This window comes from Streptomyces sp. NPDC087844 (assembly GCF_044742785.1).
In the GTDB taxonomy this organism is placed as follows: Bacteria; Actinomycetota; Actinomycetes; order Streptomycetales; family Streptomycetaceae; genus Streptomyces.
In genome coordinates, this window is record NZ_JBIUVD010000004.1 from 465,812 (window position 1) to 492,729 (window position 26,918).

Genomic DNA, 26,918 nt, shown 5'->3' on the forward strand with positions numbered 1-26,918 from the left:
ACACGCACCGCACCCGAGGAGCCCCCCGTGCCGCGCATGCTCGACGTCGGCGACGACGTACGCGCCGAGATCGGCGACGAAGAAGCCGACCGGCTGCTCGCCGGAGAGAACGCCCCGGGCAGTTACGACTGCACGTCCTGCCGTACCCAGGGCGACTCCGAACAGGAGCGCACCAGCACCGTCCTGTTCATCGGCGACGAGACGGCCGTACTCGCGTTCGCCCACGCCACCTGCCTGCCCTCGCAGGTCGTCCAGGTGACCGAGGAGCAGCTGCAGGGCGCCGTCCGGTCCATCACCGGGGACGAGCGCCCCTCCGAGGCCCTGCCCGAGCAGGCCGTCCTCGGCGTCACCAGCGGACTCATCCTGCTCGGCGGTGAACTGCACCCCGCGCTCGTCGTCGAACCGACCGGTCGCATCGCCCGGCCGGGCACGACGGGAGGCGGCGGCGACGACTTCCTGCCGCTCCTCATCGAGCAGGGCTTCATGCCGGTCAGTCAGCTCACCGAGGTGCCGCCCGTGCTGCACGGATGGTCCGTGCTGCTCGCCATGGGCCAGCTGCACGCGGTTCTGCAGCCCAGCAGCACCGGCGGCTCACCCGTCGCCTGGTGGCAGGCCCATCAGCCGCTCCAGGTCACCGACAGCTGGCGGGCGGCCGCCAACAAGCACCAGCAGGTGCTGCTGTTCGCCGCCCCGGTCGGCTCCATCGGCCGTCAGCCCCGCGAGGACCTGCTGCGCGACGCCCTCGACAAGGCCGCGGTGGGCGGCCGCCTGGTGGCGAGCGCGATGCCCCTGGCCGGCACCTGACCGGCACCTGACCGGCACCTGACCACCTCTGACCGGCAGCGCTGTGACCTGCGAAAGCGGGCCGTCGGCCGCATCCGAAGGGCGGCGGGGTCGTTGGCACGTACGTGTACACCTACGACACCCCCCGCCGCCCGCCCTACTCGTCACCGATCCCGGCCATGCGGCCGACCCTGGACGCCACGGGCAGCTCTTCGGCCACCCCGATCTACGACGCGCTCTACGCGGAGTACCGCAGGACCTTCCGGGCCCTGCCGGGTGACCGCATCGGCGAGGAGGAGCTGGGCTTCACGGCTTTCGGGATCAACCCGCACGGACCGGGACTGCCCGGGTCGGGGCTGCACAGCGCCGGCCTGCACAGCGTCGGTCCGTACAGCAGTGGCTCGTACCACTCGGGTTCCGGCACACCGGCCGTGTACGGCATGCGGCAGGTCGCCGGGCAGCACCAGACGGGGTACGCGGCCACGCACCAGAGCCCGACGGTCACCTCCGTCTGGCAGCCGGTGGCACGGCAGCACGCCGCAGGCCTGACGCCGGCGGCCCTGCCGCCCGGCCCGCGCAGCGAACGCTGACGTGAGCTGACAGGAACGTGAGAGGGCCCCCGCAACGACGCGCGGGGGCCCTCTCAAGTGTTCCCGCACACCGCTCGTGCGGCGGGCGGCTACTTCTTCTTGCCGCGCTTCTCGCGCACCCGCACCGAGATGTGGATCGGCGTGCCCTCGAAGCCGAACTCCTCGCGCAGCCGGCGCTCCACGAAACGGCGGTAGCCGTGCTCGATGAAGCCCGAGGAGAAGAGCACGAAGCGCGGGGGCTTGGTGCCCGCCTGGGTGCCGAAGAGGATGCGCGGCTGCTTGCCGCCCCGGATCGGGTGCGGGTTCGCGGCGACCAGCTCGCCCAGGAAGGCGTTCAGGCGTCCCGTCGGGACGCGTGCCTCCCAGCCCGCCAGCGCTGCTTCGATCGCCGGGACCAGCTTCTCCATGTGACGGCCCGTACGCGCCGAGACGTTGACCCGCGGCGCCCACGCCACCTGGAGGAGCTCGGTGTCGATCTCCCGCTCCAGGTAGTAGCGGCGCTCCTCGTCGAGGGAGTCCCACTTGTTGAAGGCGAGGACGATCGCGCGGCCCGCCTCCACGGCCATCGTCACGATGCGCTGGTCCTGGACGCTGATGTTCTCGCTGGCGTCCAGCAGGATGACCGCGACCTCCGCCTTCTCCACGGCGGCGGCGGTGCGCAGCGAGGCGTAGTAGTCGGCGCCCTGCTGAAGGTGGACGCGCTTGCGGATACCGGCCGTGTCGATGAACTTCCAGGTGACACCGCCCAGCTCGATCAGCTCGTCGACCGGGTCGCGGGTGGTGCCCGCGACCTCGTTGACGACCACGCGGTCCTCGCCGGCCACCTTGTTCAGGAGCGACGACTTGCCGACGTTCGGGCGGCCGATGAGCGCGATGCGTCGGGGGCCGCCGACCGGGATGCCGAAGGTCTGCTCCGGGGCCTCGGGCAGCGCCTCCAGGACGGCGTCCAGCATGTCGCCGGTGCCGCGGCCGTGCAGCGCGGAGACGGGGTGCGGCTCGCCGAGGCCCAGGGACCAGAGGTACGAGGCGTCGGCCTCGCCGCTCAGGCCGTCGACCTTGTTGGCGCACAGGACGACGGGCTTGCCGGCCTTGCGCAGCAGCCGGACGACCGCCTCGTCGGTGTCGGTGGCGCCGACCTTGGCGTCGACGACGAAGACGACCGCGTCGGCCGCCTCGATCGCGAACTCGGCCTGCGCGGCCACGGACGCGTCGATGCCGAGGACGTCCTGCTCCCAGCCGCCGGTGTCGACGAGCTTGAAGCGGCGGCCGGCCCACTCCGCGTCGTAGGTGACGCGGTCGCGGGTGACGCCCGGCTTGTCCTCCACTACGGCCTCGCGGCGGCCGATGATCCGGTTCACCAGGGTCGACTTGCCGACATTCGGACGGCCGACGACGGCGAGGATCGGAAGCGGGCCGTGGCCCGCCTCGTCGAGCGCGCCCTCGATGTCCTCGGCCTCGAAGCCCTCTTCCGCGGCGAGCTCCATGAACGCTGCATATTCGGAGGCCTCGACCTCGCCAAGCGCCCCGTGCTCGTGCTCCGAGCCGTCGGGCTGGATCTGGTCGTTCATGAAGTCCGTACCTCGTTCATCGTGGTGATCGGTGGAACCGCCCGTATCGGGAGATCCACTACTCAAGTGTCGCTCAGCGTCCCGTGAGACGCCTGGCGTTTTCCAGGTGCGCGGAGAGCTGCTTCTGGATGCGCACGGTCGCCTCGTCGAGCGCCTTGCGCGTACGCCGTCCGCTGCCGTCGCCCGCCTCGAAGGGGTCGCCGAACACGACGTCGACCCGGCTGCGCAACGGGGGCAGCCCTTTTATCAAGCGTCCGCGCCGCTCGGTGCTTCCCAGGACGGCGACCGGCACGATCGGGGCCCCGCTGCGGACCGCGAAGTAGGAGAGCCCGGCGCGCAGCGAGGCGAAGTCTCCCTCGCCGCGGGTGCCCTCGGGGAAGATACCGAGGACGCCGCCGTCGGCCAGGACGCCCAGCGCCTGGGTGATCGCGGTGCGGTCGGCGATCGAACGGTCCACCTTCACCTGCCCGATGGCGAGCAGGAAGGGGTCCAGCGGGCCGACGAACGCCTCTTTCTTGATCAGGAAGTGCGTGGGCCGGGGTGCCACACCCATGACCATCGGGCCGTCGATCATGTGGGAGTGGTTGACGGCGAGGATCGCCGGACCGGTCGCCGGGACCCGCCAGGCTCCCAGGACGCGCGGCTTCCACAGTCCGTACATCAGGCCGACGCCGATACGGCGGCCGACGTCGGCCCGCCGGGCCGTCGGGGCTGTGTTCGCTGCGTTCCGGGCTTCGCTCACTTCGCGGCCCGCTTCTCCTCGACGAGGGTGACGACGCACTCGATGACCTGCTGGAGCGTGAGGTCGGAGGTGTCCACCTCGACCGCGTCGGCCGCCTTCGCGAGTGGAGAGGTCTTGCGGGTGGAGTCGGCGGTGTCCCGCTTGATGAGCGCCTCGCGGGTGGCGGCGACGTCGGCGCCCTTCAGCTCACCGCTGCGGCGGGCGGCGCGGGCCTCCGGCGAGGCGGTGAGGAAGATCTTGAGGTCGGCGTCGGGCAGTACGGTCGTACCGATGTCCCGGCCCTCTACGACGATGCCCTGCCCGGCCGCCGAGGCGATCGAGCGCTGCAGCTCGGTGATCCGGGCGCGGACCTCGGGGACGGCGCTGACCGCGCTGACCTTCGAGGTGACCTCCTGGGTGCGGATGGGGCCCGCGACATCCGTGCCGTCGACCGTGATGGCGGGCGCCGCGGGGTCCGTACCGGACACGATGTCGGGCTTGCCCGCCGCGTCCGCGATGGAGGAGGGGTCGGCGATGTCGATGCCGTTGTTCACCATCCACCAGGTGATCGCCCGGTACTGGGCGCCCGTGTCCAGGTAGCTCAGGCCGAGCTGTGCCGCGACGGCCTTCGAGGTGCTCGACTTGCCGGTGCCGGAGGGACCGTCGATGGCGACAATCACGGCCGGGGCGGTCCGGGCGTCGGTGGATTCCACGGGTGCGGACACCTTCCTGGTACGGGGTACTGGCTGGTTCGGGCACGAGCGCGCCCCGAACAAGGTTACTGGCTCCCCGGGCCCCGGCTTACGGCCCCCGCGACGCCCCGGCGCCAGGTTCACGACGATCACCAGGATCGTCAGCCCACGGCGAGAGGCCGTGCGGTGTCCGGCAGCCACGTCGGCGCCTGCTGGGACGACGGCCTGACCTGTTCCATCCGCTGCGTCGCCTGCTGCACCCGACTCGGCTGCAGCTGTCCCGGCGCGGCCGGGGGGTGTCGTTGAACACGTCGCGCCCCGCGACCGCGGCCCGCGCGCACCAGGGCGGGCGCGCCTCCCTGGCTCCGGACGGCTGCGGCGGCCTCCGACACCGGGCGCCCGCCCCTACTGCCGGATCGCCCAGCCCCGCTCCCGCAGTGCAGCCGTCAGCACCGGCGCCGCCGACGGCTGCACCAGCAGCTCCATCAGACCGATCTGCTGACCGGTCGCGTGCTCGATGCGGACATCCTCGATGTTGACGCCCACGCGGCCCGCGTCGGCGAAGATGCGGGCCAGCTGGCCCGGCTGGTCGTCGATGAGGACGACGACGCTCTCGTACGTGGCGGGAGCGGTGCCGTGCTTGCCGGGGACGCGGATCTGGCCGGCGTTGCCGCGGCGCAGGACGTCCTCGATGCCGTCGGTGCCGATGCGGCGCTTGGCCTCGTCGGAGGACTGGAGGGCGCGCAGGGCCTGCACGGTCTCGTCCAGGTCGGCCGAGACGTCCGCGAGGAGGTCGGCGACCGGGCCCGGATTCGCGGAGAGGATGTCGATCCACATCCGCGGGTCGGACGCGGCGATCCGGGTCACGTCACGGATGCCCTGACCACAGAGGCGTACGGCGGCCTCCTCGGCGTTCTCCAGCCGTGCGGCGACCATGCTGGACACCAGGTGGGGCATGTGCGAGACGAGCGCGACCGCCCGGTCGTGGGCGTCGGCGTCCATCACCACCGGAACCGCCCGGCAGTACGAGACGAGCTCCAGCGCGAGGTTGAGCACCTCGGTGTCGGTGTCCCGGGTCGGCGTCAGCACCCAGGGCCGTCCCTCGAAGAGGTCGGCCGTGGCGGCCAGGGGACCCGACTTCTCACGGCCCGACATGGGATGCGAACCGATGTACCCGGACAGGTCGAGGCCCAGCGACTCCAGCTCGCGGCGCGGGCCGCCCTTGACACTGGCCACGTCGAGATAGGCGCGCGCGACACCGTCCCGCATCGCGTCGGCGAGCGCCGAGGCCACATGCGCGGGCGGCGCCGCGATGATCGCGAGGTCGACGGGGCCCGCGGGCTCCTCGTCCGTGCCCGCGCCGAGCGCCGCCGCCGTACGGGCCTGCCCCGGGTCGTGGTCGGCGAGGTGCACGACGACGCCCCGCCCGGTCAGGGCCAGCGCGGCCGACGTCCCGATAAGGCCGGTGCCGATGACGAGTGCGGTTCTCACTGGGCGATGTCCTTGCGCAGCGCGCCCGCGGAGCCCAGGTAGACATGCGCGATGTCGGCCCGCGGCAGGTCGGACTCGATGTGCGCGAGGACCCGTACGACCCGGGGCATCGCCCCTTCGATGTCCAGCTCCTGGGCGCAGATCAGCGGCACGTCGACGATGCCGAGCTTGCGCGCCGCGGCCGCCGGGAAGTCGCTGTGCAGGTCGGGGGTGGCCGTGAACCAGATACTGATCAGCTCGTCGGCGGTCAGCCCGTTCCGCTCCAGGATGGCGGTGAGCAGCTCGCTGACCTGCTCGTCCATGTGACCGGCTTCGTCCCGCTCCAGCTGGACGGCGCCCCGGACCGCTCGTACCGCCACGGTGATGCTCCTCGTTCATGTACGGATCGGTTGTGGTGCGTCCAGCCTAGTGCCGCGGCAGGCAACGTTTGCCCGTTGAGGAGCGGCGTCCGGTGCGTGCTCTCGGTGTGCCGGCCGCAAGCCCTCGTACTGGACGTACTCGGGCTTTCGGCCGGTGCGGCGAGTGGGGGTCCCCCCGGCCGGAGGCTGGGGGAGCGTGCCGGGCGTCGCGACGGGGCGAACGTTGCCTGTCGCGGCACTAGTCAGACCCCAGGTCACCCGATACGCGGCGCCCGCCTGCCGAGACGGCCGCCCTTCTCGCTTCTCGCTCCCCCTCTCCGCCAAGTGGCTCCGCTGTGCCTCTGGACGCGGGAGCCGCGGTCCGCTTGCATGGTGAGGCTGTCCGCGCACCGCCTCGGGGGAGGCTCGATGAAGCGTTCCGGACCACTTTTCACGCTCCTCGCGGGACTGCTGCTCGCCCTGTTCATGCTGTCGCTCAACGCGACGACAGGGACGCGCGGCACGACGACGGGGAACGACTCGCCCGCCGACGCCGTGTCGGCGAGCCCGGCACCCACGGCGACGGCCACGGCCCCGCCGGGCAAGCGGTCGCCGTCACCGTCACCCAGCCCGTCCAAGTCCAGGTCCGCGGTGCCGGACGGCGACTACGCGGGCCGCACCGACGACGACTCCTCCGCGGTCGCGGTGACGCTGCGCGACGGCAGGGCGGTCGCGTACTTCTGCGACGGCCGGGACCAGGAGTCGTGGCTGAACGGCGACGTCGAGTCCGACGGGAGCATGCGCCTCACGAACCAGAAGGGCCAGGTCCTCGCCGGCGACCTGGCGGGCAAACGGATCCGCGGCACCGTCGACATGGGAGCGCGGACCTACCGCTTCACGGCCGACAAGTCCCTGAAGCCCAACGCGCTGTACCGCGCCACCGACACCGTGGCCGACACCGAGATCGACGGCGGCTGGATCGTGCTGCTGGACGACAGCCAGGTCGGCATCCTCAGGCGGGACGGCAAGGCAGGGCCCGCGCCCCGTATCGACCCGGAGACCGGCACCGTGACGGTCGACGGCGAGCAACTCACGGCCCGACCCGTGACCCCGTAGCCCCCTGCCTCCTGCCCCCCGGCTCCGCTCGTCGCCCCGCTCTTCGCCCTTCGCTCCTCGTCCCACCCTCCGCTCCGCCCCATGACCGCGAGATCGCGTGAACGCTGGGAGCCGACCATGACAGTGGACCCGAACGCCGCCACCCAGGGTTTTACCGCGCCCGACCCGGCCCGCCGGGGCCAGGGAGCCGCCCGCTATCTCGTACCCGCCCTGGTCGCGAGCGCCGTCGCGGTGGGCCTCGGCGTCTACGGCAACGCGCACGACCCGGAGGGCACGGCCTTCAACCTCGCGGGCTTCAGCAGCACGAGCGCGGTGAAGTCCTGGCTGGCCACGGTCGCGATGGGCTTCGCCGTCGTACAGCTCGTCTCGGCACTCATGCTGTACGGGCGACTGCCGGGCCCGAGCTGGTCAGGAGTCCTGCACCGCTGGTCGGGCCGGATCGCGTTCCTGGTCGCGGTACCCGTAGCGGTGCACTGTCTGTACGCACTGGGCTATCAGACATATGAACCGCGCGTCCTTTGGCACTCACTCCTGGGTTGCTTCTTCTTCGGTGCCTTCAGCGCCAAGATGCTGCTGCTCCGCTCGGAGCGACTGCCCGGCTGGGTGCTGCCCGTCGTCGGCGGGCTCGTCTTCTCCACCCTCACGGTGATCTGGCTGACCTCCGCCCTCTGGTTCTTCCGCACCTTCGGAGTGACGACATGACGAATCCCCCGACGCGGCGCACGGTGCTCGCGACGGGCGCGGCGAGCGCGCTGCTCATGGGCTGCAGCGAGTACGGGGACGAGAACAGCGGGGGTGACACGGAGGAGGCATCCTCCGTGGCCCCCTCGGGCACCGCGAGCGGGGGCGGGGCGCCCGGCGGCAAGGAGCTCACCAAGACCGCCGATGTCCCGGTCGGCGGCGGAAAGATCTTCAAGGAGGAGAAGGTCGTCGTCACCCAGCCGGAGAAGGGCGGCTTCAAGGCCTTCTCGGCGGTCTGCACCCACCAGGGCTGCGTCGTCGCCGACGTCTCGGACGGCACGATCAACTGCAAGTGCCACAGCAGCAGGTTCCGCGTGGCCGACGGCTCGGTGGCCGGCGGCCCGGCACCGAAGCCGCTCCCCGCGAAGCAGATCACGGTCACCGGAGACTCGATCAGCCTCGCCTGATCCGCCTGATCCGCCGCGCGGAAGAGCAGGCGGGGCCGGGCCGGTCAGGCGTCCCAGAGCGCGCCCAGCGCCATCAGGTCACCTTGGTGCTCGATCCTGTCGGCCCACTCCGTGGGCCATGCGTCGGCGCCGAGGTACGCCCCCGCGAAGGCGCCGGCCAGACACGCGATCGAGTCCGAGTCCCCCGAGGTGCAGGCGGCCCGGCGCAGGGCCGTCACCGGCTCGTCCACGAAGAGCAGGAAACTCAGCAGGCCGGTGGCGAGGGCCTCCTCGGCGATCCACCCGGCGCCGGTGGCCAGGCACGGGTCCGTCTCGGGCGACGGCGACCGCAGGGCCCGCCGCAGCCGCTCCAGAACCTCAAGGCACTCGTCCCAGCCCCGCGCGATGAAGTGCGTGGGCGTCGGGTCCTGGGCACGGGTCCACAGATCACCGAGCCAGCGCTCGTGATAGCGCGTCCGGTTCTCGTACGCGTACGAGCGAAGCTGCCCGACCAGGCCGGTCGGTTCGGCGCCCTGCGCGAGCAGCCGTATCGCGTGCGCGGTGAGGTCGGAGGCGGCCAGCGCCGTCGGGTGGCCGTGCGTGAGGGCGGCCTGCAGCTGGGCGGCGCCCGCGCGCTGTTCGTCACTGAGGCCGGGGGCCAGACCGAGGGGCGCCACCCGCATGTTGGCGCCGCAGCCCTTCGATCCCATCTGGCTGGCGTCCTGCCAGAGCAGGCCTTCGCGCTCCAGCAGCTCGCAGGCCGTGAGGCAGGTGTTGCCCGGTGCACGGTTGTTCTCCGGCGACCGGTTCCAGGCGATGAACTCCTTGCGCACCGACTCCACCAGTTCCCGTGGGCCCAGCAGCCCTCTGTCCATCGCGGCGCGCAACCCCCGCGCCACGGCCAGCGTCATCTGGGTGTCGTCGGTGATGTACGCGGGGTCCGGCAGCTCCAGCTCCCGCCAGGGCCCGTACGCGGCAAGGATCGACGGCACGTCCTTGAACTCGGTCGGGTAGCCGAGCGCGTCCCCGAGGGCGAGCCCCACCAGAGCCCCGGTGGCGGCCTGCTTCCTGACGGTCGTGGTCATGAGGACGGTCCTTTCAAGACGAAGGCGAGGTCTAAGGCGAGGAGGCAGAGGCCGACTGGGGCGATCCGGCCGCAGCTCGCAGCAGCGGCGGATGCAACCCCGTGGCGGCCCCCGCCCGGTACAGCGCGGCGGGCTTCCCCCGCCCCCCGGTCAGCCGCGCGGCGCCCGGGACCGGTTCGACGAACCCGGGCGTGGCAAGGACCTTGCGCCGGAAGTTCGGGCGGTCGAGCCCGGACCCCCACACCGTCTCGTAGACCTGCTGGAGCTCCCCGAGGGTGAACTCCGGCGGGCAGAACGCGGTGGCGAGGCAGGTGTACTCCAGCTTCGCGCCGATCCGTTCACGGGCGTCGGCGAGGATCCGGTCGTGGTCGAAGGCGAGCGGCCCGAGTCCGTCGTACGGCAGCCAGTGCGCGCCGGCCGCGTCGCCTCCGCCACGCGGCTCGGGAGGGTCGGGCAGCAGTGCGGTGTACGCCACGGAGACCACCCGCATCCGGGAATCGCGGTCCGGCTCGCTGTATGTACGCAGTTGCTCCAGGTGCAGCCCGGAGACGTCCGACAGGCCGGTCTCCTCGGCGAGTTCACGCCGGGCGGCCGTCCCTGCCGACTCCTCGGGCAGCACGAATCCCCCGGGCAGCGCCCGGCACCCCGCGTACGGCTCCAGTCCGCGCTCGATCAGCAGCACCTGGAGCGCGCCCGCCCGGACCGTGAACACCGCGAGATCGACGGTGACGGCGAAGGGCTCGAAGGCGTGCTTGTCGTAGCCCTCCATACCCCCTCCTCGTGTGGCCTCGAAGGCCGTCGGCGCACCTCGCCGGGCGACGGACGGGGACCGGGACCACCCCCGTGGGCCCTGCTCCATCGGCCGCGCCCGACGAGGGCGTCTCTTAATGGTCAGGACGACTATAAATCGCGCACCGCGCGCGCACAAGCCCCCGAACACGAATCGGCCGGTCCCGGGGAGTCCCGGAACCGGCCGATGCCGTACTGCGCCTGCGGAAAAACCCAGAGGTGCCTAGAGGCCGACCTCCGCCATCAGCATCCCGACCTCGGTGTTGGACAGCCGTCGCAGCCAGCCCGACTTCTGGTCGCCGAGGGCGATCGGCCCGAAGGACACGCGCACGAGCTTCTCGACCGGGAAACCGGCCTCGGCGAGCATGCGCCGCACGATGTGCTTGCGGCCCTCGTGCAGGGTCACCTCGACCATGTAGTTCTTGCCGGTCTGCTCGACGACCCTGAAGTGGTCCGCCTTCGCGTACCCGTCCTCCAGCTGGATGCCGTCCTTGAGCTGCTTGCCCAGGTCGCGCGGGATCGGGCCCACGATGTGCGCGAGGTAGACCTTCTTCACGCCGTACTTGGGGTGGGTCAGGCGGTGTGACAGCTCACCGTGGTTGGTGAGCAGGATGACGCCCTCGGTCTCGGTGTCGAGCCGTCCCACGTGGAAGAGCCGCGTCTCGCGGTTCGTCACGTAGTCGCCGAGGCACTGACGGCCCTCGTTGTCCTCCATGGTGGACACGACACCGGCGGGCTTGTTGAGCACGAAGAACTGGTGCGACTGCGTGGCGACCGTGAGCCCGTCGACCCTGATCTCGTCGTTCTCCGGGTCGACACGCATCCCCTGCTCAACGACGATCTCGCCGTTGACCTCGACGCGGGACTGCTCGACCAGCTCCTCGCAGGAACGACGCGAACCGTAGCCCGCACGCGCGAGCACCTTCTGCAGGCGCTCGCCCTCCTGCTCGGAACCCGGGAAGGTCTTGACCGTCTTGGCATCGGGCTTGCCCGCGTACCGGTCCCTGTTGCGCTCCTCGGTACGTGTCTCCAGCTCGCGGGAGCGCGCGTTCTCCGTACGGCCGGTGCGCTGCTGGCCCTGCTTGGGGCCGCCCTTGGCACCGCCGCGGGCGGAGCTGCCGCGCCCGGACTTCGCACCCTCGTGGGTCGCGCCGGGGCCTACGTCGTAGCGGCGCTCCTCGGGGCGGGGGTTGCTGGCACGCTTCGGCCTGTCGTCGGGCCCCCCCGCGCCGTTCTGCTGGGAACCGCTCCCGGCGCTCCCCCGGGAGTTGAATCCACTGCCGGAGGTACGAGGACCGCCGGCACCGCCGCCGGAGCCGCGAGAGCCACCGCCGCCACCGGACCCGCGGGGGTTACCGCCACCGCCACCGCCGCCGGCCCCGCGGGGGTTACCGCCCCCACCGCCGGAGCCACGCGAGCCACCGCTCCCGCCACTCCCGCCGGTCCCGCGGGGGTTGCCGCGCCCGCCGCTGTTCCTGCCGCTGCCACTGCCACTGCTTCGCATCAAAGTTCCGTCGTCGTCGTGTCGTCTGCATCTGCGTCCGGCGCATCCGGATCGAACGACGGGACCCCTTCCAGCGTCTCTGCTTCGATCGCGTCCGCCTCCGGAAGGAAGGGCGCGAGCTCCGGGAGCTCGTACAGGCCGCGCAGGCCCATTCGCTCCAGGAAGTAGTTCGTCGTCCTGTACAGGATCGCACCTGTTTCGGGTTCCGCGCCCGCCTCCTGGACCAGACCCCTCTGAAGAAGGGTGCGCATCACGCCGTCACAGTTCACTCCGCGGACCGCCGAGACCCTCGATCGGCTGACCGGCTGCCGGTACGCGACCACCGCCAGCGTCTCCAGCGCCGCCTGGGTGAGGCGGGCGTGCTGCCCGTCCAGGACGAAGCGCTCGACGGCCGCCGCGTACTCGGGACGACTGTAGAACCGCCAGCCGCCGGCGACGATCCGCAGCTCGAAGCCGCGCCTCTGGAGGCTGTACTCGTCGGCCAGCGCGCGCAGCGCGTCCGCGATCTGCCGCCTGGGCCGCTCCAGGATCTTCGCGAGGTGCTCCTCGGTGGCGGGCTCGTCCACGACCATGAGGACGGCCTCCAGCGCGGGCCGGAGGTCGAGATCCGCGACGCTGCGAGCCCCCGCGGGGGCTCCGGTGGTGTCCTCGCTCACACCTTCACACCTTCTTTTCCCTGACCGGATCCGGGACAGGATCCGGCGGCCGGTCGAACTCGTCCGTCACCGTCGGCTGCGCGCCCCCCTCCCCGCCCGTCCAGCGCACCACCAGGTCCCCCAGAGCCTCCTCCTGGTCCAGGGAGACCGCCTTCTCCCGATAAAGCTCCAGAAGGGCCAGGAAACGCGCCACGACGGTGAGGGTGTCGTCGACGTCCTCGACGAGTGCGCGGAAACTCGCCTCGCCGAACTCCCGCAGCCGCGCCACCACGATCGCGGCCTGCTCCTGCACGCTCACGAGCGGCGCGTGGATGTGGTCGACGTACACCTGGGGCCTGGGCCGGGGCTGCATCGCCTTCACGGCCAGTGCGGCGAATCCTTCCGCCCCGATGCCGATGACCACTTCGGGCAGCAGCTCGGCGTGGTGCGCCTCAAGACCGACGGTACGGGGACAGCGGCGCGCCTCGTCGTCGAGGCGGCGGTCGAAGATGTCGGCGATCTGTTTGTAGGCGCGGTACTGCAGCAGCCGTGCGAAGAGCAGGTCGCGGGCCTCAAGCAGCGCCAGATCGGCCTCGTCCTCGACCTCGGCGGAGGGCAGCAGCCGGGCGGCCTTCAGATCGAGCAGCGTCGCCGCGACGACCAGGAACTCGGTGGTCTGATCGAGGTCCCAGTCCGGCCCCATCGCCCGGATGTGCGCCATGAACTCATCGGTGACCTCGGAGAGCGCCACTTCGGTGACATCCATCTTGTGCTTGGAGATCAACTGGAGCAGCAGATCGAACGGCCCCTCGAAATTGGCGAGCCGAACCTTGAAAACCCCGTCCCCGGCCTGGTCCTCACCACGGTCCGCGGACGGAGGACCGTCCACACTTTCGGACGGGCCCTCCGCCGCAGGCGGCTCGACAGGGGCGGCGCCCGCGGGTCCCCGCCCCAGCACGCGCCGCCTCCCACCGGAGGCGGCGGCGGGAGGAGGGCCGTCGTTCGAGGTCATAGCCGTCGCAGGCTACCGCTACCGCCCACGCAGCCGTCGTACGAGGATGCTCGCGTCGCCGCGCGATTCGAGGTCCGCGAGGACCACCGCGACAGCCTCCCGCACGATTCGGCCGCGGTCGACCGCGAGTCCGTGCTCCCCGCGAAGCACCAGCCGGGCGTGTTCGAGGTCCATGAGCTCCTCGGCGGACACGTACACCGTGATCTTCTCGTCGTGCCGCTCGCGGCCGCTGGGCCGCCGTCCGGAGCCCCGCCCGCGCTTGCGGGACTGGGACTGCGGCTGGGCCCCGGCAGAACCTTCCTGCGGCCCCGGACGTCGCCCGGAACGGTCCGCCGTGGCGGCGCCACGGCTTCGGGACTCCCCGTCGGCGGAGTCGGCGCCGGCCGCGACATGTTCGGCGCCCTCGCCGTCGCCACCCCGCACGGGCACCGACTGCGGCCCGTCCTCCCCGGCCGCGGCGTCGCTCTCGCCCGCCGGAGCGGGCACCCGCGCCTCGCCGTTGGCCGGACGCCGCGGGCTGGAGGACTGAAGTGCCATCCCCCCGGTCGTACGGAACAGTTCGTCGGCCCCCGGCAGACTCACTCGGCGTGACACCGGGCGAGCACCTCCCTGGCGAGCTGACGATAGGCGGCGGCGCCGACGGAGTTGGAGGCGTACGTCGTGATCGGCTCACCGGCGACCGTGGTCTCCGGGAAGCGGACGGTCCGGCCGATCACCGTGTGGTAGACGTGTTCGTCGAACGCCTCGACCACGCGCGCGAGCACCTCACGGCTGTGCACGGTCCGCGAGTCGTACATCGTGGCGAGGATGCCGTCGAGCTCCAGCTCGGGGTTGAGCCGCTCCTGGACCTTCTCGATGGTCTCGGTGAGCAGCGCGACCCCGCGCAACGCGAAGAACTCGCACTCCAGTGGCACTATCACCTTGTGAGCGGCCGTCAGCGCGTTCACGGTGAGCAGACCCAGCGAGGGCTGACAGTCGATCACGATGTAGTCGTAGTCGGCCATCAGCGGCTTCAGGGCGCGCTGCAGTGTGGACTCGCGGGCGACCTCGCTCACCAGCTGAACCTCGGCGGCGGACAGGTCGATGTTGCTGGGCAGCAGGTCCATGTTCGGAACCGCGGTCTTCAGGAGCACCTCGTCGGCCGCCATGCCCCGCTCCATGAGCAGGTTGTAGACCGTGAGGTCGAGCTCCATCGGGTTGACTCCGAGGCCCACGGACAACGCGCCCTGCGGGTCGAAGTCGACGAGCAGGACCCGGCGTCCGTACTCCGCGAGGGCGGCACCCAGGTTGATGGTCGACGTCGTCTTGCCCACGCCGCCCTTCTGGTTGCACATCGCGATGATCTTCGCGGGGCCGTGGTCGGTCAGCGGGCCCGGGATCGGGAAGTACGGCAGCGGGCGACCGGTCGGACCGATGCGCTCGCGCCGCTGGCGCGCCGCGTCGGGCGCGAGCGTGGCCGCGTACTCCGGATCGGGCTCGTACTCGGCGTCGGGGTCGTAGAAATGCCCCTCGGGCAGGTCGTCGTAGTCGGCGAAGTGGGTGCGGTTCCCGCCACTTCCGTTGCCGGCCATGGCGTTCACGTGATGGCCATCCATGCTCTGGTGTGCTGTCTGAGTCGTCTTCGGACTCTGATGGGCTGCGAAGGTCCGCACGGCGACGGAGCCGACAGCTTCGAGCCCCGTTGGCCTTGAGCCCTGCGCAGGCATTCCTGGTTGACCACCCCCGGGAGTAAATGTCGACTCATTCACAAGTCGTCTTACCTCCTTGGTGACCAGGAAACTTCTCGATAGGTCAGCGTGGCACCATGCCGACGGTTGGCGACTCTATGGCGTGTCACCGCTTCGCAGCAACACAATCCGCCGGACCCGGCCCGATGTGTCGGCAACGGAACACCCCTCTGTCAAGGGCGTAAGGGCGTCGCACGGCAGGTTTCACGGGTGTGCGAAACGGTTCAAGGGTTACGTTCGAGGCGAGTTGAACGAGTCTCGCAAAGTGACTCGACACACACCCGGCCGGGCCCTGTCGGCCAAGGTCCGGCCGTGAGCGCGATGTTGACGAGTCGTGTTGACGTATCGCCTTTTGTCGGTGGAGAAGCCTGCCGCCGAAGCGGGACGAACCCGACGGGGACCTCAGCCGAGCAGGGTCTCCAGCTCGGCGTGGACCAGGCCGTGGGCCTCCGCGACCTCACGGTGAACGACGCTGCCGTCATGCGTGTTGAGACCCCGGGCGAGCGCGGGATCACGGCGCAGCGCCTCGACCCAGCCGCGGTTCGCGAGTTCCACGATGTACGGAAGCGTCGCGTTGGTGAGCGCGTACGTCGAGGTGTTGGGCACCGCGCCCGGCATGTTGGCGACGCAGTAGAAGACCGAGTTGTGGACCGGGAAGGTCGGCTCCGCGTGGGTGGTCGGACGTGAGTCCTCGAAGCAGCCACCCTGGTCGATGGCGATGTCGACAAGGACACTTCCGGGCTTCATTCGGGACACGAGCTCGTTGGTGACCAGCTTCGGGGCCTTGGCGCCGGGGATGAGCACGGCGCCGATGACGAGGTCCGCCTCAAGGCAGGCCTTCTCCAGCTCGAAGGCGTTCGAGACGACCGTCTGGATCTTCGTACCGAAGACTTTGTCGGCTTCCTTGAGCTTGTTGATGTCGCGGTCGAGCAGGGTCACATGGAAGCCCATGCCGATGGCGATCTGCGCCGCGTTCCAGCCGGAGACCCCGCCGCCGATGACCACGGCACGGGCGGCAAGCACGCCCGGGACACCGCCGGGCAGCACACCGCGGCCACCGTTGGCGCGCATCAGGTGGTAGGCGCCGACCTGCGGGGCGAGGCGGCCCGCGACCTCGGACATCGGGGCGAGCAGCGGCAGCGCGCGGCTGGGCAGCTCGACCGTTTCGTATGCGATCGCCGTGGTGCCGGACTCCAGGAGCGCGTCCGTGCACTCCTTGGACGCGGCCAGGTGCAGGTAGGTGAAGAGCGTCTGGTCCTTGCGGAGGCGGTGGTACTCCTCGGCGATGGGCTCCTTGACCTTCAGCAGCAGGTCGGCGGCGGTCCAGACCTCGTCCGCGGTGGCGAGGACCCGCGCGCCGGCGGCGACGAACTCGTCGTCCGTGATCGAGGAGCCGACACCGGCGTTCCGCTCGATCAGGACCTGGTGGCCGTGGCGCACCAGCTCGTGCACACCGGCGGGGGTGATGGCCACCCGGAACTCGTTGTTCTTGACCTCGCGGGGGATGCCGACCTTCACGTCGATCACGGTTCCTTGGCTCAGAAGGGATGCAGCGGGGATCTGGGCCGGGCAGCGCAAGACATGACGATGCCTGACATACCCGGATGCACGGGAGCACACCGGGGAACACCACGAAAAGACGCGGCGGAGCCAGTCTAATGAAGGGATTCTCCCTGTCTAGCCTTTCAATGCATCAATCTTCTTCGGCTGCGCTACGGATTTCGCAGGCGTTGCCGTCTTGTTCCCTGGTTGATGCGCTCTCCGGGAGCTCGTCACCCAGCATTCGTTCGGCGGCGGTGCGGTGCAGCCGGGCGGCCGTGGGGTCCCCCAGCCGGTCGAGCGTGTCGGCCAGCCGGAGCTGCAGCGCGGCCTGCAGCCGCACGTCGTCGGCGCGGCGCGCCCACTCGACCGCCTCCTGGCAGGTGGCGAGGGATTCCTCGGGCCGGCCCGCGTACTCCTGCACCCGCGCCGTCTCGCTCAACGCCCTTGCCTGGCCCGCCACATCGCCGGTCCTGCGGTACCCGGTGACCGCGGAGCGCCAGTTGCGCAGCGCCTCGCCGTAACGGCCCGCGTAGGTGTGCACGGTGGCGATCCGCCCGTGCAGTCTGGCCGCGTCCGCGCGCTCGTCGCGGGCGAGCCGCTGGGCGAGCGCGCGCCCGTACCAGTCGGCGGCCCGGTCGTAGTCACCGAGCTCCTGGTGGGCACCGCCTACGGATTCCATCGCGCGGCCGGTCGCGTAGGGGTCGTTCGCCTCGCGTCCGGCGTCCAGAGCGGCCCGGTAGCGGGCCAGCGCGTCCGTCGTACGGCCGGTCCGGGCGTCCAGGTCGGCGAGGTTCAGCAGTGCCGCGGCCTTCTCGCGGGGCAGGTTCCGGCGTTCGGCGACATCCAGGACGAGCCGGTGGATGCCGTACAGCTCGGGCGCCGCGGCCTGCGTCCCGACATGGGCGACCAACGCTCTGACCAGGGCGGCCATCAGGCGGCGGGCCAGGGTGTCCAGCTCGCCGTCGGAGACCGCGAGGCGGGCGGCGGCCAGCAGCGCGGGCTGTCGGATGCGCAGCCAGTCGGCTGCCGCGCGGGGGTTGGGGAAGCGCAGCGCGCGGGGCATCCCGGCGAGCTTCTCGCGGGCGGGCGAGCTGTCGGTCTCGGTGATCGCCCGGCAGGACACCAGGAGCCGCACGGTCCGCTCCAGCATGCGGGCGCGGGCCAGCTGGAGCTCGGCCGCGCGGTCCTCGGTCCCGGTGAGCGAGCGCAGCAGCGGCAGCAGGCAGCCGGGCACCTCGTACTGCGGCAGCGGCGACTCCACGGCCCGGACGAGACCGAGTTTCGTGAAGTCGTCCAGGGTGGTGCGGGCGGCGCCGACCGAGCAGCCGGCGAGCGCGGACGCGGTGTGCGGGTCGACGAGACCGGCGGGGGCGAGCGAGAGGAGGCGCAGTATCCGCGCGGCGGCCGACGGCAGGGCCGCGTAGGTGAGCCGGAAGACCCGTTCGAGGATCGGGCCGTCGTCACCGTCGGTGTGCAGTTGCTTGGCGAGATCGGCGACGGCGGACTTGGGCCGGTGGGCGAGCCAGGCCCCGGCGAGGACGAGCGCCGCGGGCTGGGCCGCGCAGATCTCCACGAGCCCCTCGGCGGCGCGCGGGTCCACGGTGATGCGTACGGAGCCGGTGAACCGGTCGAGGAGTTCGAGGGCGGACTTGGTGTCCATGCCGCCGAGGGTGCAGGGCCGGACGTCCGCGATCCCGGTCAGGGGCCCGCCGGAGACGGCGACGACGAGGCAGTCGGGGGTCTCGGGGAGGAGCGCGTCGACCTGCTGCGCGTCGGCCGCGTCGTCGAGCAGGAGCACGGTCCTGCGGGTGGCGAGCGCCTCGCGCAGCCGCTCGGAGAGGTCGTCCTCGTCCGCTCCGGCCGGGGCGTGCAGTTCGAGTGCGGTGAGCAGGTCCCGGGCGGTTCGTTCGGTCGGTACGGGGGTGCCGCCGGGCTCGGTGAGCCGGGCTCGCAGGACACCGTCCGGGTAACTGTCCGCGACCTGCCGTACGAGCTCCTCGGCGAGGGCGGTGCGCCCGGATCCGGGCCTGCCTGCGATGAGCAGCACGCGCGCGCGTGGCGCCTTGCGGCCGGCGAGGGTGTCGAGCCCCGCGCGGTCGATGTCGGCCCGGAGTTCCTTCAACTCTCTTGTACGGCCGAGGAACTGACTGCCCGTGAGGGCGGACGCGGCAGCCGGGCGCCGCCCCTTCTCCGACACCGTCGTGCCGCCGGTATCCACCGCCTGATCCGTCACGGGCCACACTCCCGTCCCACTGCGCGCGCAAGCCCGCCGGGACTCCGGACGGGGCGTTTTCAGAGCCTAGTTCACGCTCTGCGACGATCCGTGCGGAGCGCGGCGGGCAGATCCCCCGATCGGATCAGGCGATCGTCACATCGGTGGGCCGATTGCGCGCACCGAAGTGGATCACGCCTCGAACGGGCGTGCGGGCCATGGGGCCTCGGCCGGGCGCAGCGCTTCCAGACCCTCGCCGGCCAGGGCGGCGGTCAGCGCGAGGACACCCACGACGAGACAGTTGTTGTGCAGCTCACCGGCGAGGACACCGCGTACGAGCTCGGCGACCGGGACCCGGGAGAGTTCCATGTCGGCCTCCTCGTCCTCGACCTCGAAACGCTGTCCCTCGGCCTCGGAGAGATCGCGGGCCAGGAAGATCCGGACGGCCTCGTCGCAGCCGCCGGGCGTGGTGTACACGTCGGCGAGCACCCGCCAGTCCTCGGCCTTGACGTGCGCCTCCTCGTACAGCTCGCGCTGCGCGGCGTGCAGGGGGTTCTCGCCCGGGACGTCGAGCAGGCCGGCCGGGATCTCCCAGAGCTTGTGGCGCACGGGGTGCCGGTACTGGCGGATGACCAGGGCGCGGCCCTGGTCGTCGAGGGCGAGGACGGCCACCGAACCGGGGTGGACCTGGTAGTCGCGCCGGGCGACCGATCCGTCGGGCATGACCACGTCGTCGGTGCGCACGGAGGTCTTGTTGCCGGTGAACGGGGTCTCGGTCGCCCTGACCTCCCACTCCTCGGCGGTGTCCTTGATGGTCATGTCGACTTGCCTCCCACACGCACGAAACCTGTGCCGCACCAGAGATGTACACACGGCGAAAACCGGGGCACGCGCCCCAAAAGACGCGTACCCCGGCAACCGTACAACCCTCGGCCTACTTGGCCGTCTTGCGCTCCACCGCGGCCTTGACCAGGCCCGCGAACAGCGGGTGCGGCCGGGTCGGACGCGAGCGCAGCTCGGGGTGCGCCTGCGTCGCGACCAGGTAGGGGTGGATCTCGCGCGGGTACTCCAGGAACTCCACCAGCTTGCCGTCCGGGGAGGTGCCGGAGAACTGCAGACCGGCCTTCTTCTCCAGCTCGGCGCGGTAGGAGTTGTTCACCTCGTAGCGGTGGCGGTGCCGCTCCTCGACGTACTCCTTGCCGTCGTAGACCTCGCGCACGAGGGAGCCCTCGGCGAGCTTGGCGGGGTACATGCCCAGGCGCATCGTGCCGCCCATGTCGCCGTCGCCCGCGACGATGTCCAGCTGCTCGGCCATGGTGGAGATGACCGGGTGGCCGGTGGCGGAGTCGAACTCGGTGGAGTTGGCGTCCGCGATGCCGGCGAGGTTGCGCGCGGCCTCGATCACGATGCACTGCAGGCCCAGGCACAGGCCGAGCAGCGGGATCTTGTTCTCGCGGGCGTACTGGATGGCGCCGACCTTGCCGGCCACACCGCGGTCGCCGAAGCCGCCGGGGATGCAGATCGCGTCGACGTCACCGAGCTGCTTGGCGGCGCCCGCCGGGGTCTTGCAGTCGTCCGAGGCGACCCACTTGATCTTCACCCGGGCCTTGTTGGCGAAGCCGCCCGCGCGCAGCGCCTCGGTGACCGAGAGGTAGGCGTCGGGCAGGTCGATGTACTTGCCGACGAGCGCCAGGTGGATCTCGTGCAGCGGGTTGTGGACGCGGTCGAGCAGGTCGCCCCAGGTCGACCAGTCCACGTCACGGAAGGGAAGGTCCAGCTTGCGCACGACATAGGCGTCCAGGCCCTCGGTGTGCAGGACCTTCGGGATGTCGTAGATCGAGCGGGCGTCGGGACAGGCGACGACGGCCGCCTCGTCGACGTCGCACATCAGCGAGATCTTGCGCTTGATCGCGGTGGGCACCTCGCGGTCGGCCCGCAGGACGATCGCGTCCGGCTGGATACCGATGTTGCGCAGCGCCGCAACCGAGTGCTGGGTCGGCTTCGTCTTCAGCTCCCCGGAGGGGCCGATGTACGGGAGGAGCGAGATATGGACCACGAACACGTTGTCGCGGCCGACCTCGTGACGGACCTGGCGGACCGTCTCCAGGAACGGCAGGGACTCGATGTCGCCGACCGTGCCGCCGACCTCCGTGATGACGACGTCGACGTCGTCGGTGGCCATCCGGCGGATACGGTGCTTGATCTCGTTCGTGATGTGCGGGATGACCTGCACGGTGTCACCGAGGTACTCGCCGCGCCGCTCCTTGGCGATGACCGTGGAGTAGACCTGCCCGGTCGTGACGTTCGCGGAGCCGTCCAGGTCCACATCGAGGAAACGCTCGTAGTGACCGATGTCGAGGTCCGTCTCGGCCCCGTCGTTGGTGACGAACACCTCACCGTGCTGGAACGGGTTCATCGTGCCGGGGTCTACGTTCAGATACGGGTCGAGCTTCTGCATGGTGACCCGCAGACCCCGTGCCTTGAGCAGCGCGCCCAGGCTGGAGGCGGTCAGGCCCTTGCCGAGGGAGGAGGCGACACCTCCGGTGACGAAGATGTGCTTGGTCGTCGTGGCTGTGCTGCTTCGGAAAGCAGCGGGCGGCATGGCCAAGAGGGGGCTCCCGTGGTCGCGGTTTCGGTTGCGGTACGGCTGCCCGGCCCGGAGGTTTCCGGCGGTGCCGTCGCTGCGGTTCGGGGGTCCCTTTTCCTGCTCGGGCGTCCACCGGTCCACGGGCTACCAGGGTATCAGCGACGCGAGGAGGTCGCTTCCGGCCACGCTCCGCGCACAGGTCGACACGCGCCACACCCGTGCTCACGCGTTCGGACCAGGCGGGTTGTCGGGAGGGGCACGCGGAACATCATCGTGCGTCGTATCCTGCTCGGACACTCGCTGCCGAGCCAGACCGGCAAACGGCAGCACCCCACCGGTATTCCTGGGCCAAGAGCTCGTCGGTTCGCCTCGCGAAGACAATCGCTGCAACCATTGACATGCGTGACACGCGACAACCGACGTTCCGCAACGACGCTTTACCAATGATCCTCTGACCGCAAGAACACCGCCCCCTCGGGGCGAAGTGGCCGTTCGACTGGAGTTGCACGTGGCCGGGCGCATCGAAGACTACGCACTTATCGGAGACATGCAGACGGCCGCGCTGGTCTGCAGGGACGGCACGGTGGACTGGCTGTGCCTCCCCCGCTTCGACTCCCACGCCGTCTTCGCGGGACTGCTCGGCACGGAGGAGCACGGCTTCTGGCGGCTGGGCCCCGCGCATGCCGCCGACGCCGAACCGCCGAGAGCGGTCCGCCGCCACTACCGCGGCGACTCGCTCATCCTCGAATCCGAGTGGGACACCTCACGCGGCACGGTCCGCGTGACCGATTTCATGCCCCCGCGTGACGGCGCCCCGCAGCTCATCCGCATCGTCGAGGGCATCACGGGCCGCGTCCCGATGCGCTCCGCCCTGCGGATGCGTTTCTCGTACGGACGTGTGGTGCCGTGGGTGCACAAGCACGAGGGGCGCACGGTGGCCGTCGCCGGACCCGACTCCGTGTGGTTCGACACGGAGTGCGAGACGTACGGCAAGGCGCTGACGACATACTCGGACTTCACGGTCGCACCGGGTGACCGCATCGCGTTCACCATCTCCTGGGAGCCCTCGCACAAGCAGCCACCCGCGCTGCCCGAGCCGGAGCAGTCCCTGGAGGCCACCGAGGAGTTCTGGCGCGACTGGGTGGCCCAGTGCACGTACCACGGGCCCTACCGCGAGGCCGTGGTCCGCTCGCTGATCACGCTGAAGGCGCTGACGTACGGCCCGACGGGCGGCATCGTGGCCGCCCCCACGACGTCCCTTCCCGAGGAGATCGGCGGCGTCCGCAACTGGGACTACCGCTACACGTGGCTGCGCGACGCGGCGATCACCCTGTCCTCGCTGCTGCGCACCGGCTACCGCGAGGAGGCGCGCGCCTGGCGCGAATGGCTGCTGCGGGCGGTAGCCGGGGACCCCGAGAACCTGCAGATCATGTACGGCATCGCGGGCGAGCGGGAACTGGGCGAGGCGGAGCTCGACTGGCTGCCGGGATACGAGAACTCCGGTCCCGTACGCGTCGGGAACGGCGCCGCGAACCAGCTCCAGCTCGACGTGTACGGCGAGGTGACCGAGGCGCTGCACCTGGCCCATATGACGGGCCTGGCCCGCAACGACTACGCCTCGCTCCTCCAGCTCAAGCTGATCCGCTACCTGGAGGACCACTGGGACGAGCCCGACGAGGGCATCTGGGAGGTGCGCGGGCCGCGCCGCCACTTCGTCCACTCGAAGGTGATGGCCTGGGTCGCCGTCGACCGCACGATCAAGCTCATCGAGTCCGGGGACGCGGACGGCCCGCTGGAGAAGTGGCGCGAGCTGCGCGACGACATCCACCGGGACGTGTGCGAGAAGGGCTACGACAAGGAACGCAACACGTTCACGCAGTCGTACGGCTCCAAGGAGCTGGACGCCTCCCTGCTGCTGATCCCGCAGATGGGCTTCCTGCCCCCGGACGACAAGCGCGTGATCGGCACGATCGAGGCCATCCAGCGCGAGCTGTCCACCTCGGACGGCTTCATCCTGCGCTACCCCACCTCCGGTGACGACGCGGGCGTGGACGGCCTGAAGGGCGACGAGGGCGCGTTCCTGGCCTGCTCGTTCTGGATGGCGGACGACCTCGCGATGATCGGCCGCGTGGACGAGGCCCGCAAGCTCTTCGAGAAGCTGCTGGCCCTGCGCAACGACCTCGGTCTCCTCGCGGAGGAGTGGGACCCGGTCCTGCAGCGCCAGGTGGGCAACTTCCCGCAGGCGTTCAGCCATGTGCCGCTGATCGACACGGCCCTGCGCCTGACGGCCTCAGGGGCGTACGGCGGCTGAGAGCCCGTGTGACCCCGTCCGGCGCGTCACAGCAGGTGGCGGACGGGGTAGCGTCCGGTCATGGACAGCCGCGACGACACGCCGGACACGCAGCACAGTGGCGGGATCACCGTGCGGCGGGCCCTGGAGCTGCCCGGACTGCGCGGTGGCCTGCCGGAGATCCTGGCGGGCGCCGACCGGTTGGGCCGCACCGTGCGCTGGGTGCACGCGGGCGAGGTACCGAACATCGCCTCGCTCCTCAAGGGCGGCGAACTGCTCCTGACCACCGGTTACGGGCTCGGCACCCGCCCCGCCGACCAGCGGGCGTTCGTCCGCACGCTGGCCGAGCGTGGCATCGCGGCCCTGGTCGTGGAGCTGGGGCCGCGCTTCACGAGTCTGCCCGCCGCGCTCGTCGAGGCTGCGCGTGCGGCCGGTCTGCCCCTGGTGCAGCTGCACCGCGAGGTGGCGTTCGTGACGGTCACGGAGGAGGTCCACACCGAGATCGTCAACGGCCACTACGCACTGCTCCAGCGCGCCGAGGAGGTCCACCGGCGCTGCACCGAGGCCCTGCTCGGCGGTGGCGGCATCCCGCAGGTCCTCGGCATCCTCGCCGACTTCGGCGGCAACCCGGTCTTCCTGGAGACCCCGGACGGCCGGCTCCTGTACGCCGCCGGGACCGGCCCCGCGAACGCCGATCCGCTCCAGGTGTGGGAGGGGCTGCGCGGCCGGCACAGGGCCGGGCCGCCCGCCGGTACGGTCCTCGTGGACGTGCCCGGCGGCGGACAGGGCGGCGGCCCCGGGTCCGTCCGGGCCCGGCTCGTCCTCCTCCCCGTGAACACCCCGCTCGCGCCCGTGCACCGGATCGCGACGGAGCGGGCGGCGGGCGTCCTGGCCGTGGTCATGATGCAGGCCCGCCAGGAGGAGGAGCTGGCGGCCCGCGGACGCGGCGACTTCCTCACCGACCTCGCCGAGGGCCGGATCGCCGCCGGGGACGCGCCCGCGCAGGCCCGGGTCCTCGGTTTCAAGCCCGGCGCGAGCCCGCTGTTGCCGGTCGTCATGCGCCTCGCCGACGGGCCGTCTCCCGGCGGCGGCTGGGCCGTGCTGGCACGGGCGGTCGCCGAGGAGCTGGCGTCGGTGGGCGTACCGGTCCTGCTGGGCGTACGCCCCGTGGAGGGCCGCGTACCGCTGCTGGTGGGGCTGCGCGCGGAGTCCGAGCGGCCGGCGGTCGCGGACCGGGTCGCCGCGGCGCTGCGGGCGGGCGTCGAGCGGGCGGGGACACAGCGGCCCGGAGCGCAGCCGCCGGTCGTGGTGGTCGGCATGGCGGGTGGCTGGGCTGCCGCGTCGGCGGGGCTGCGGCACGCGGCCGAGACGGCCACGGCCGCCCAGGGGCTGTCCGACCGGCCCTGGTACGACGCCCGGAGCCTGGACATCGACCTGCTGCTGTGGCGGCTGCGGGACCATCAGGACCTGGCGGCCTTCGTCGACCGCGCGATCGGCCCCCTGCGCGACCACGACCACCGCTCGAAGCCGCCGCTGCTGCCCACCTTGGAGACGTATCTCGCGCACGCGGGCCGCAAGGCGGAGACCGCGCGCGAACTGCACCTCAACCGGCAGACGCTCTACAACCGGCTCGCAAGGATCGGGGAACTGCTCGGGACGGACCTGGACGATCCGCAGGCGGTGCTGGCCCTGAGCCTGGCGCTGCGGGCCCGCAGACTCGTCGCGTGAGCCCGGACCGCCGCCCTGCCCAGGGGCCCGGCCAGGGTTTCGCGGTGTTACTTCAAGAGGTTTTACTTCAAAAGGTGTTACGGCAAAAGGTGTTACGGCAGAAGGTGTTACGGCAGCGGCAGGGGTCGGGTCAGCTCGTCGTACACGCTGAGGACCTGCGCCACCGTCTCGTCCTCGGTCGGCCAGGTGGCCGTCTGGAGCGTGCCCCTGTCCTTCAGCCGCTCGCGGCGGTCGGGGTCGGCGAGCAGAGCGGCGACTGCCTCGGCGAGCGCCCGCGGGTCGCCGTGCGGAACGAGTTCGGCCGCGTCGCCGACGAGTTCGGGCATGCCTCCGGTGGCGGCCGCGACCAGGGGCACGCGCGCGTGCAGGGCCTCCTGGGCGAGCAGGGAGCGCGACTCCGGGGAGCCGGGCAGCAGGGCGAGGTCGGCGGCGGCGAGCAACTCCCCGATGTCGTCCCGCCGGCCGATGAGACGTACGGGGAGCCCTTCGTCCTCGATGCGCCGCTGGAGTGCGCCGCGCAGCGGTCCCTCGCCGGCGATCACGAGCAGCGGCACCGGGTCGAGCCGTCGCCACGCGCGCGTGGCGTCCAGCAGCGTGTCGTACCCCCGGTGCCGGTCGAGCGAGCCGACGGCCAATAGCAACGGCCGGTCCGTCGTGCCGAGTTCCGCGCGCGCCTTGAGCCGCAGCCCGTCGGTCTCCTCGTGCGCGGCGCCGGGCCGTGACCGGGCCGGCAGCGCGACGGCGGCGAGCCGCGCGTCCCGGGCGCCCCTGCTGCGGGCGCGGTCCACCAGGTCGGACGAGGAACCGAGGACCACCGAGGCGGCCTTCGCCACCCGCCGCTCCAGGGCACGCAGCAGATGGGCCCGCGCGCCCTCGGCGTACGGACGGGTGTGCCAGGTGACGACGAGCGGGACGCGCCGTCCGCTGAGCGCGAACGCGGCCCGCAGCGCGGCGTGCAGACCGTGCGCGTGGACCAGGTCGGCGTCCCCGCAGACCGCCCGCAGCGCGGCCACGGAGGCCGGGTCGTTGCGCCTGGGCACATGGACGTGATCGGCACCGACGCCGGTGAAGTCGTACGCGTGATCGGCATCCGTCGGAGCGCACACGGTCACCCGCACGCCCCGTGCGACGAGTCCCGCGGTCAGCGACCGCACATGGGCACAGCTGCCCGCGCTGCCGCCGCCGAGCACCTGGACGGTACGCAGCGGCGACTGTCCGTGCGGTGAGTGGCTGCTCACGTGGCTCACGTGGCCGTGGCTCCTGGTTCGGCGTCGGGCGGTCACGAAGAAAAGTACCGAAGGAACGGGCGACGGGGGTGTACCGCTCGTCCTCCTCCTAAGGATGCCAGGACGGGGGCGAGTTGCCGACCACCGCGGGGCCG

Annotated in this window: 24 protein-coding genes; 7 read left to right on the plus strand and 17 right to left on the minus strand. The window is 71.4% G+C overall.

Going from position 1 to position 26,918, the window contains the following annotated elements; translation table 11 throughout:
• Positions 1–27 precede the first annotated feature (27 nt).
• Both ACIOKD_RS11890 and ACIOKD_RS11895 read left to right on the plus strand, forming a co-directional pair.
• Positions 28–804 carry a hypothetical protein gene (locus tag ACIOKD_RS11890; protein ID WP_402081599.1) on the plus strand — a complete coding sequence of 259 codons (777 nt, stop codon included), beginning with the start codon at positions 28–30 and terminating at the stop codon, positions 802–804.
• A 158-nt stretch (positions 805–962) separates the two neighbouring features.
• Positions 963–1,373 carry a hypothetical protein gene (locus ACIOKD_RS11895; RefSeq protein WP_402081602.1) on the plus strand — a complete coding sequence of 137 codons (411 nt, stop codon included), beginning with the start codon at positions 963–965 and terminating at the stop codon, positions 1,371–1,373.
• Between the two features lie 89 nt (positions 1,374–1,462).
• Here ACIOKD_RS11895 and der read toward each other — a convergent pair whose 3' ends face one another.
• The 5 genes from der to aroH form a co-directional block, all read right to left on the minus strand.
• Positions 1,463–2,941 carry a ribosome biogenesis GTPase Der gene (gene der, locus ACIOKD_RS11900; RefSeq protein WP_402081605.1) on the minus strand — a complete coding sequence of 493 codons (1,479 nt, stop codon included), beginning with the start codon at positions 2,939–2,941 and terminating at the stop codon, positions 1,463–1,465.
• A 73-nt stretch (positions 2,942–3,014) separates the two neighbouring features.
• Positions 3,015–3,722 carry a lysophospholipid acyltransferase family protein gene (locus ACIOKD_RS11905; RefSeq protein ID WP_402081607.1) on the minus strand — a complete coding sequence of 236 codons (708 nt, stop codon included), beginning with the start codon at positions 3,720–3,722 and terminating at the stop codon, positions 3,015–3,017.
• Positions 3,680–4,375, minus strand: coding sequence for a (d)CMP kinase (cmk, locus tag ACIOKD_RS11910; RefSeq protein WP_402081610.1), 696 nt, complete (start codon positions 4,373–4,375; stop codon positions 3,680–3,682). Before cmk ends, ACIOKD_RS11905 begins: the two co-directional genes overlap by 43 nt.
• Before the next feature lie 384 nt (positions 4,376–4,759).
• Entirely contained in the window at positions 4,760–5,845 is a 1,086-nt protein-coding gene (locus ACIOKD_RS11915; RefSeq protein ID WP_402081613.1) for a prephenate dehydrogenase, read from the minus strand.
• Positions 5,842–6,204 (minus strand): chorismate mutase, encoded by a 363-nt coding sequence (aroH, locus tag ACIOKD_RS11920; RefSeq protein WP_267025623.1) that lies wholly within the window; start codon positions 6,202–6,204, stop codon positions 5,842–5,844. The genes ACIOKD_RS11915 and aroH overlap by 4 nt, the downstream gene beginning before the upstream one ends.
• 408 nt (positions 6,205–6,612) lie before the next feature.
• On the opposite strand from aroH, the gene ACIOKD_RS11925 reads away from it, so the two are divergent.
• From ACIOKD_RS11925 to ACIOKD_RS11935, 3 genes are all read left to right on the plus strand, one after another.
• Complete coding sequence (locus ACIOKD_RS11925) at positions 6,613–7,299, plus strand: hypothetical protein (RefSeq protein ID WP_402081616.1); 687 nt, start codon at positions 6,613–6,615, stop codon at positions 7,297–7,299.
• Between the two features lie 117 nt (positions 7,300–7,416).
• The gene (locus tag ACIOKD_RS11930) at positions 7,417–8,001 is read left to right on the plus strand and encodes a DUF6529 family protein (protein WP_402081744.1); all 585 of its coding nucleotides are present in this window, start codon (positions 7,417–7,419) and stop codon (positions 7,999–8,001) included.
• A complete protein-coding gene (locus ACIOKD_RS11935) occupies positions 7,998–8,447 on the plus strand; it encodes a Rieske (2Fe-2S) protein (RefSeq protein ID WP_402081618.1) in 450 nt (149 codons plus the stop codon). Before ACIOKD_RS11930 ends, ACIOKD_RS11935 begins: the two co-directional genes overlap by 4 nt.
• Positions 8,448–8,491: 44 nt before the next feature.
• Here ACIOKD_RS11935 and ACIOKD_RS11940 read toward each other — a convergent pair whose 3' ends face one another.
• The 11 genes from ACIOKD_RS11940 to ACIOKD_RS11990 form a co-directional block, all read right to left on the minus strand.
• A complete protein-coding gene (locus ACIOKD_RS11940; protein ID WP_402081621.1) occupies positions 8,492–9,511 on the minus strand; it encodes an ADP-ribosylglycohydrolase family protein in 1,020 nt (339 codons plus the stop codon).
• A gap of 31 nt (positions 9,512–9,542) precedes the next feature.
• Complete coding sequence (locus ACIOKD_RS11945; RefSeq protein ID WP_402081623.1) at positions 9,543–10,280, minus strand: NUDIX hydrolase; 738 nt, start codon at positions 10,278–10,280, stop codon at positions 9,543–9,545.
• A 243-nt stretch (positions 10,281–10,523) separates the two neighbouring features.
• On the minus strand, positions 10,524–11,804 hold the full coding sequence (locus ACIOKD_RS11950) for a pseudouridine synthase (RefSeq protein ID WP_402081626.1): 1,281 nt from the start codon (positions 11,802–11,804) through the stop codon (positions 10,524–10,526).
• The gene (gene scpB, locus ACIOKD_RS11955; protein ID WP_402081629.1) at positions 11,804–12,460 is read right to left on the minus strand and encodes an SMC-Scp complex subunit ScpB; all 657 of its coding nucleotides are present in this window, start codon (positions 12,458–12,460) and stop codon (positions 11,804–11,806) included. Before scpB ends, ACIOKD_RS11950 begins: the two co-directional genes overlap by 1 nt.
• A gap of 4 nt (positions 12,461–12,464) precedes the next feature.
• A complete protein-coding gene (locus ACIOKD_RS11960) occupies positions 12,465–13,451 on the minus strand; it encodes a segregation and condensation protein A (protein ID WP_402081631.1) in 987 nt (328 codons plus the stop codon).
• An 18-nt stretch (positions 13,452–13,469) separates the two neighbouring features.
• Positions 13,470–14,045, minus strand: coding sequence for a hypothetical protein (locus tag ACIOKD_RS11965; protein WP_402081633.1), 576 nt, complete (start codon positions 14,043–14,045; stop codon positions 13,470–13,472).
• Positions 14,030–15,157, minus strand: coding sequence for a ParA family protein (locus ACIOKD_RS11970; protein WP_402081635.1), 1,128 nt, complete (start codon positions 15,155–15,157; stop codon positions 14,030–14,032). Before ACIOKD_RS11970 ends, ACIOKD_RS11965 begins: the two co-directional genes overlap by 16 nt.
• Before the next feature lie 423 nt (positions 15,158–15,580).
• Positions 15,581–16,705, minus strand: coding sequence for an alanine dehydrogenase (ald, locus tag ACIOKD_RS11975; protein WP_402081638.1), 1,125 nt, complete (start codon positions 16,703–16,705; stop codon positions 15,581–15,583).
• A 166-nt stretch (positions 16,706–16,871) separates the two neighbouring features.
• Complete coding sequence (locus ACIOKD_RS11980; protein WP_402081640.1) at positions 16,872–18,953, minus strand: tetratricopeptide repeat protein; 2,082 nt, start codon at positions 18,951–18,953, stop codon at positions 16,872–16,874.
• 171 nt (positions 18,954–19,124) lie between these two features.
• Positions 19,125–19,751 carry an NUDIX domain-containing protein gene (locus tag ACIOKD_RS11985; protein ID WP_402081642.1) on the minus strand — a complete coding sequence of 209 codons (627 nt, stop codon included), beginning with the start codon at positions 19,749–19,751 and terminating at the stop codon, positions 19,125–19,127.
• Between the two features lie 115 nt (positions 19,752–19,866).
• Positions 19,867–21,534 (minus strand): CTP synthase, encoded by a 1,668-nt coding sequence (locus ACIOKD_RS11990; RefSeq protein WP_402081747.1) that lies wholly within the window; start codon positions 21,532–21,534, stop codon positions 19,867–19,869.
• Positions 21,535–22,027: 493 nt separating this feature from the next.
• On the opposite strand from ACIOKD_RS11990, the gene ACIOKD_RS11995 reads away from it, so the two are divergent.
• Both ACIOKD_RS11995 and ACIOKD_RS12000 read left to right on the plus strand, forming a co-directional pair.
• Positions 22,028–23,830: a glycoside hydrolase family 15 protein gene (locus ACIOKD_RS11995; protein ID WP_402081645.1), complete on the plus strand. Its 1,803-nt coding sequence runs from the start codon at positions 22,028–22,030 to the stop codon at positions 23,828–23,830.
• Positions 23,831–23,890: 60 nt separating this feature from the next.
• Positions 23,891–25,537, plus strand: coding sequence for a PucR family transcriptional regulator (locus ACIOKD_RS12000; protein ID WP_402081647.1), 1,647 nt, complete (start codon positions 23,891–23,893; stop codon positions 25,535–25,537).
• A gap of 107 nt (positions 25,538–25,644) precedes the next feature.
• On the opposite strand, the gene ACIOKD_RS12005 is transcribed toward ACIOKD_RS12000, so the two are convergent.
• Positions 25,645–26,784, minus strand: a complete 1,140-nt coding sequence (locus ACIOKD_RS12005) for a glycosyltransferase family 4 protein (protein ID WP_402081649.1) — start codon at positions 26,782–26,784, stop codon at positions 25,645–25,647.
• Positions 26,785–26,918 lie beyond the last annotated feature (134 nt).

Excerpts from the sequence above, each read along its gene's own strand:
- ACIOKD_RS11895 (WP_402081602.1), top strand. The coding sequence starts at position 963 with ATGCGGCCGACCCTGGACGCCACGGGCAGCTCTTCGGCCACCCCGATC.
- der (WP_402081605.1), bottom strand. The coding sequence starts at position 2,941 with ATGAACGACCAGATCCAGCCCGACGGCTCGGAGCACGAGCACGGGGCG.
- ACIOKD_RS11925 (WP_402081616.1), top strand. The coding sequence starts at position 6,613 with ATGAAGCGTTCCGGACCACTTTTCACGCTCCTCGCGGGACTGCTGCTC.
- ACIOKD_RS11930 (WP_402081744.1), top strand. The coding sequence starts at position 7,417 with ATGACAGTGGACCCGAACGCCGCCACCCAGGGTTTTACCGCGCCCGAC.
- ACIOKD_RS11935 (WP_402081618.1), top strand. The coding sequence starts at position 7,998 with ATGACGAATCCCCCGACGCGGCGCACGGTGCTCGCGACGGGCGCGGCG.
- ACIOKD_RS11940 (WP_402081621.1), bottom strand. The coding sequence starts at position 9,511 with ATGACCACGACCGTCAGGAAGCAGGCCGCCACCGGGGCTCTGGTGGGG.
- ACIOKD_RS11945 (WP_402081623.1), bottom strand. The coding sequence starts at position 10,280 with ATGGAGGGCTACGACAAGCACGCCTTCGAGCCCTTCGCCGTCACCGTC.
- ACIOKD_RS11950 (WP_402081626.1), bottom strand. The coding sequence starts at position 11,804 with ATGCGAAGCAGTGGCAGTGGCAGCGGCAGGAACAGCGGCGGGCGCGGC.
- ACIOKD_RS11960 (WP_402081631.1), bottom strand. The coding sequence starts at position 13,451 with ATGACCTCGAACGACGGCCCTCCTCCCGCCGCCGCCTCCGGTGGGAGG.
- ACIOKD_RS11970 (WP_402081635.1), bottom strand. The coding sequence starts at position 15,157 with ATGCCTGCGCAGGGCTCAAGGCCAACGGGGCTCGAAGCTGTCGGCTCC.
- ACIOKD_RS11985 (WP_402081642.1), bottom strand. The coding sequence starts at position 19,751 with ATGACCATCAAGGACACCGCCGAGGAGTGGGAGGTCAGGGCGACCGAG.
- ACIOKD_RS11990 (WP_402081747.1), bottom strand. The coding sequence starts at position 21,534 with ATGCCGCCCGCTGCTTTCCGAAGCAGCACAGCCACGACGACCAAGCAC.
- ACIOKD_RS12000 (WP_402081647.1), top strand. The coding sequence starts at position 23,891 with ATGGACAGCCGCGACGACACGCCGGACACGCAGCACAGTGGCGGGATC.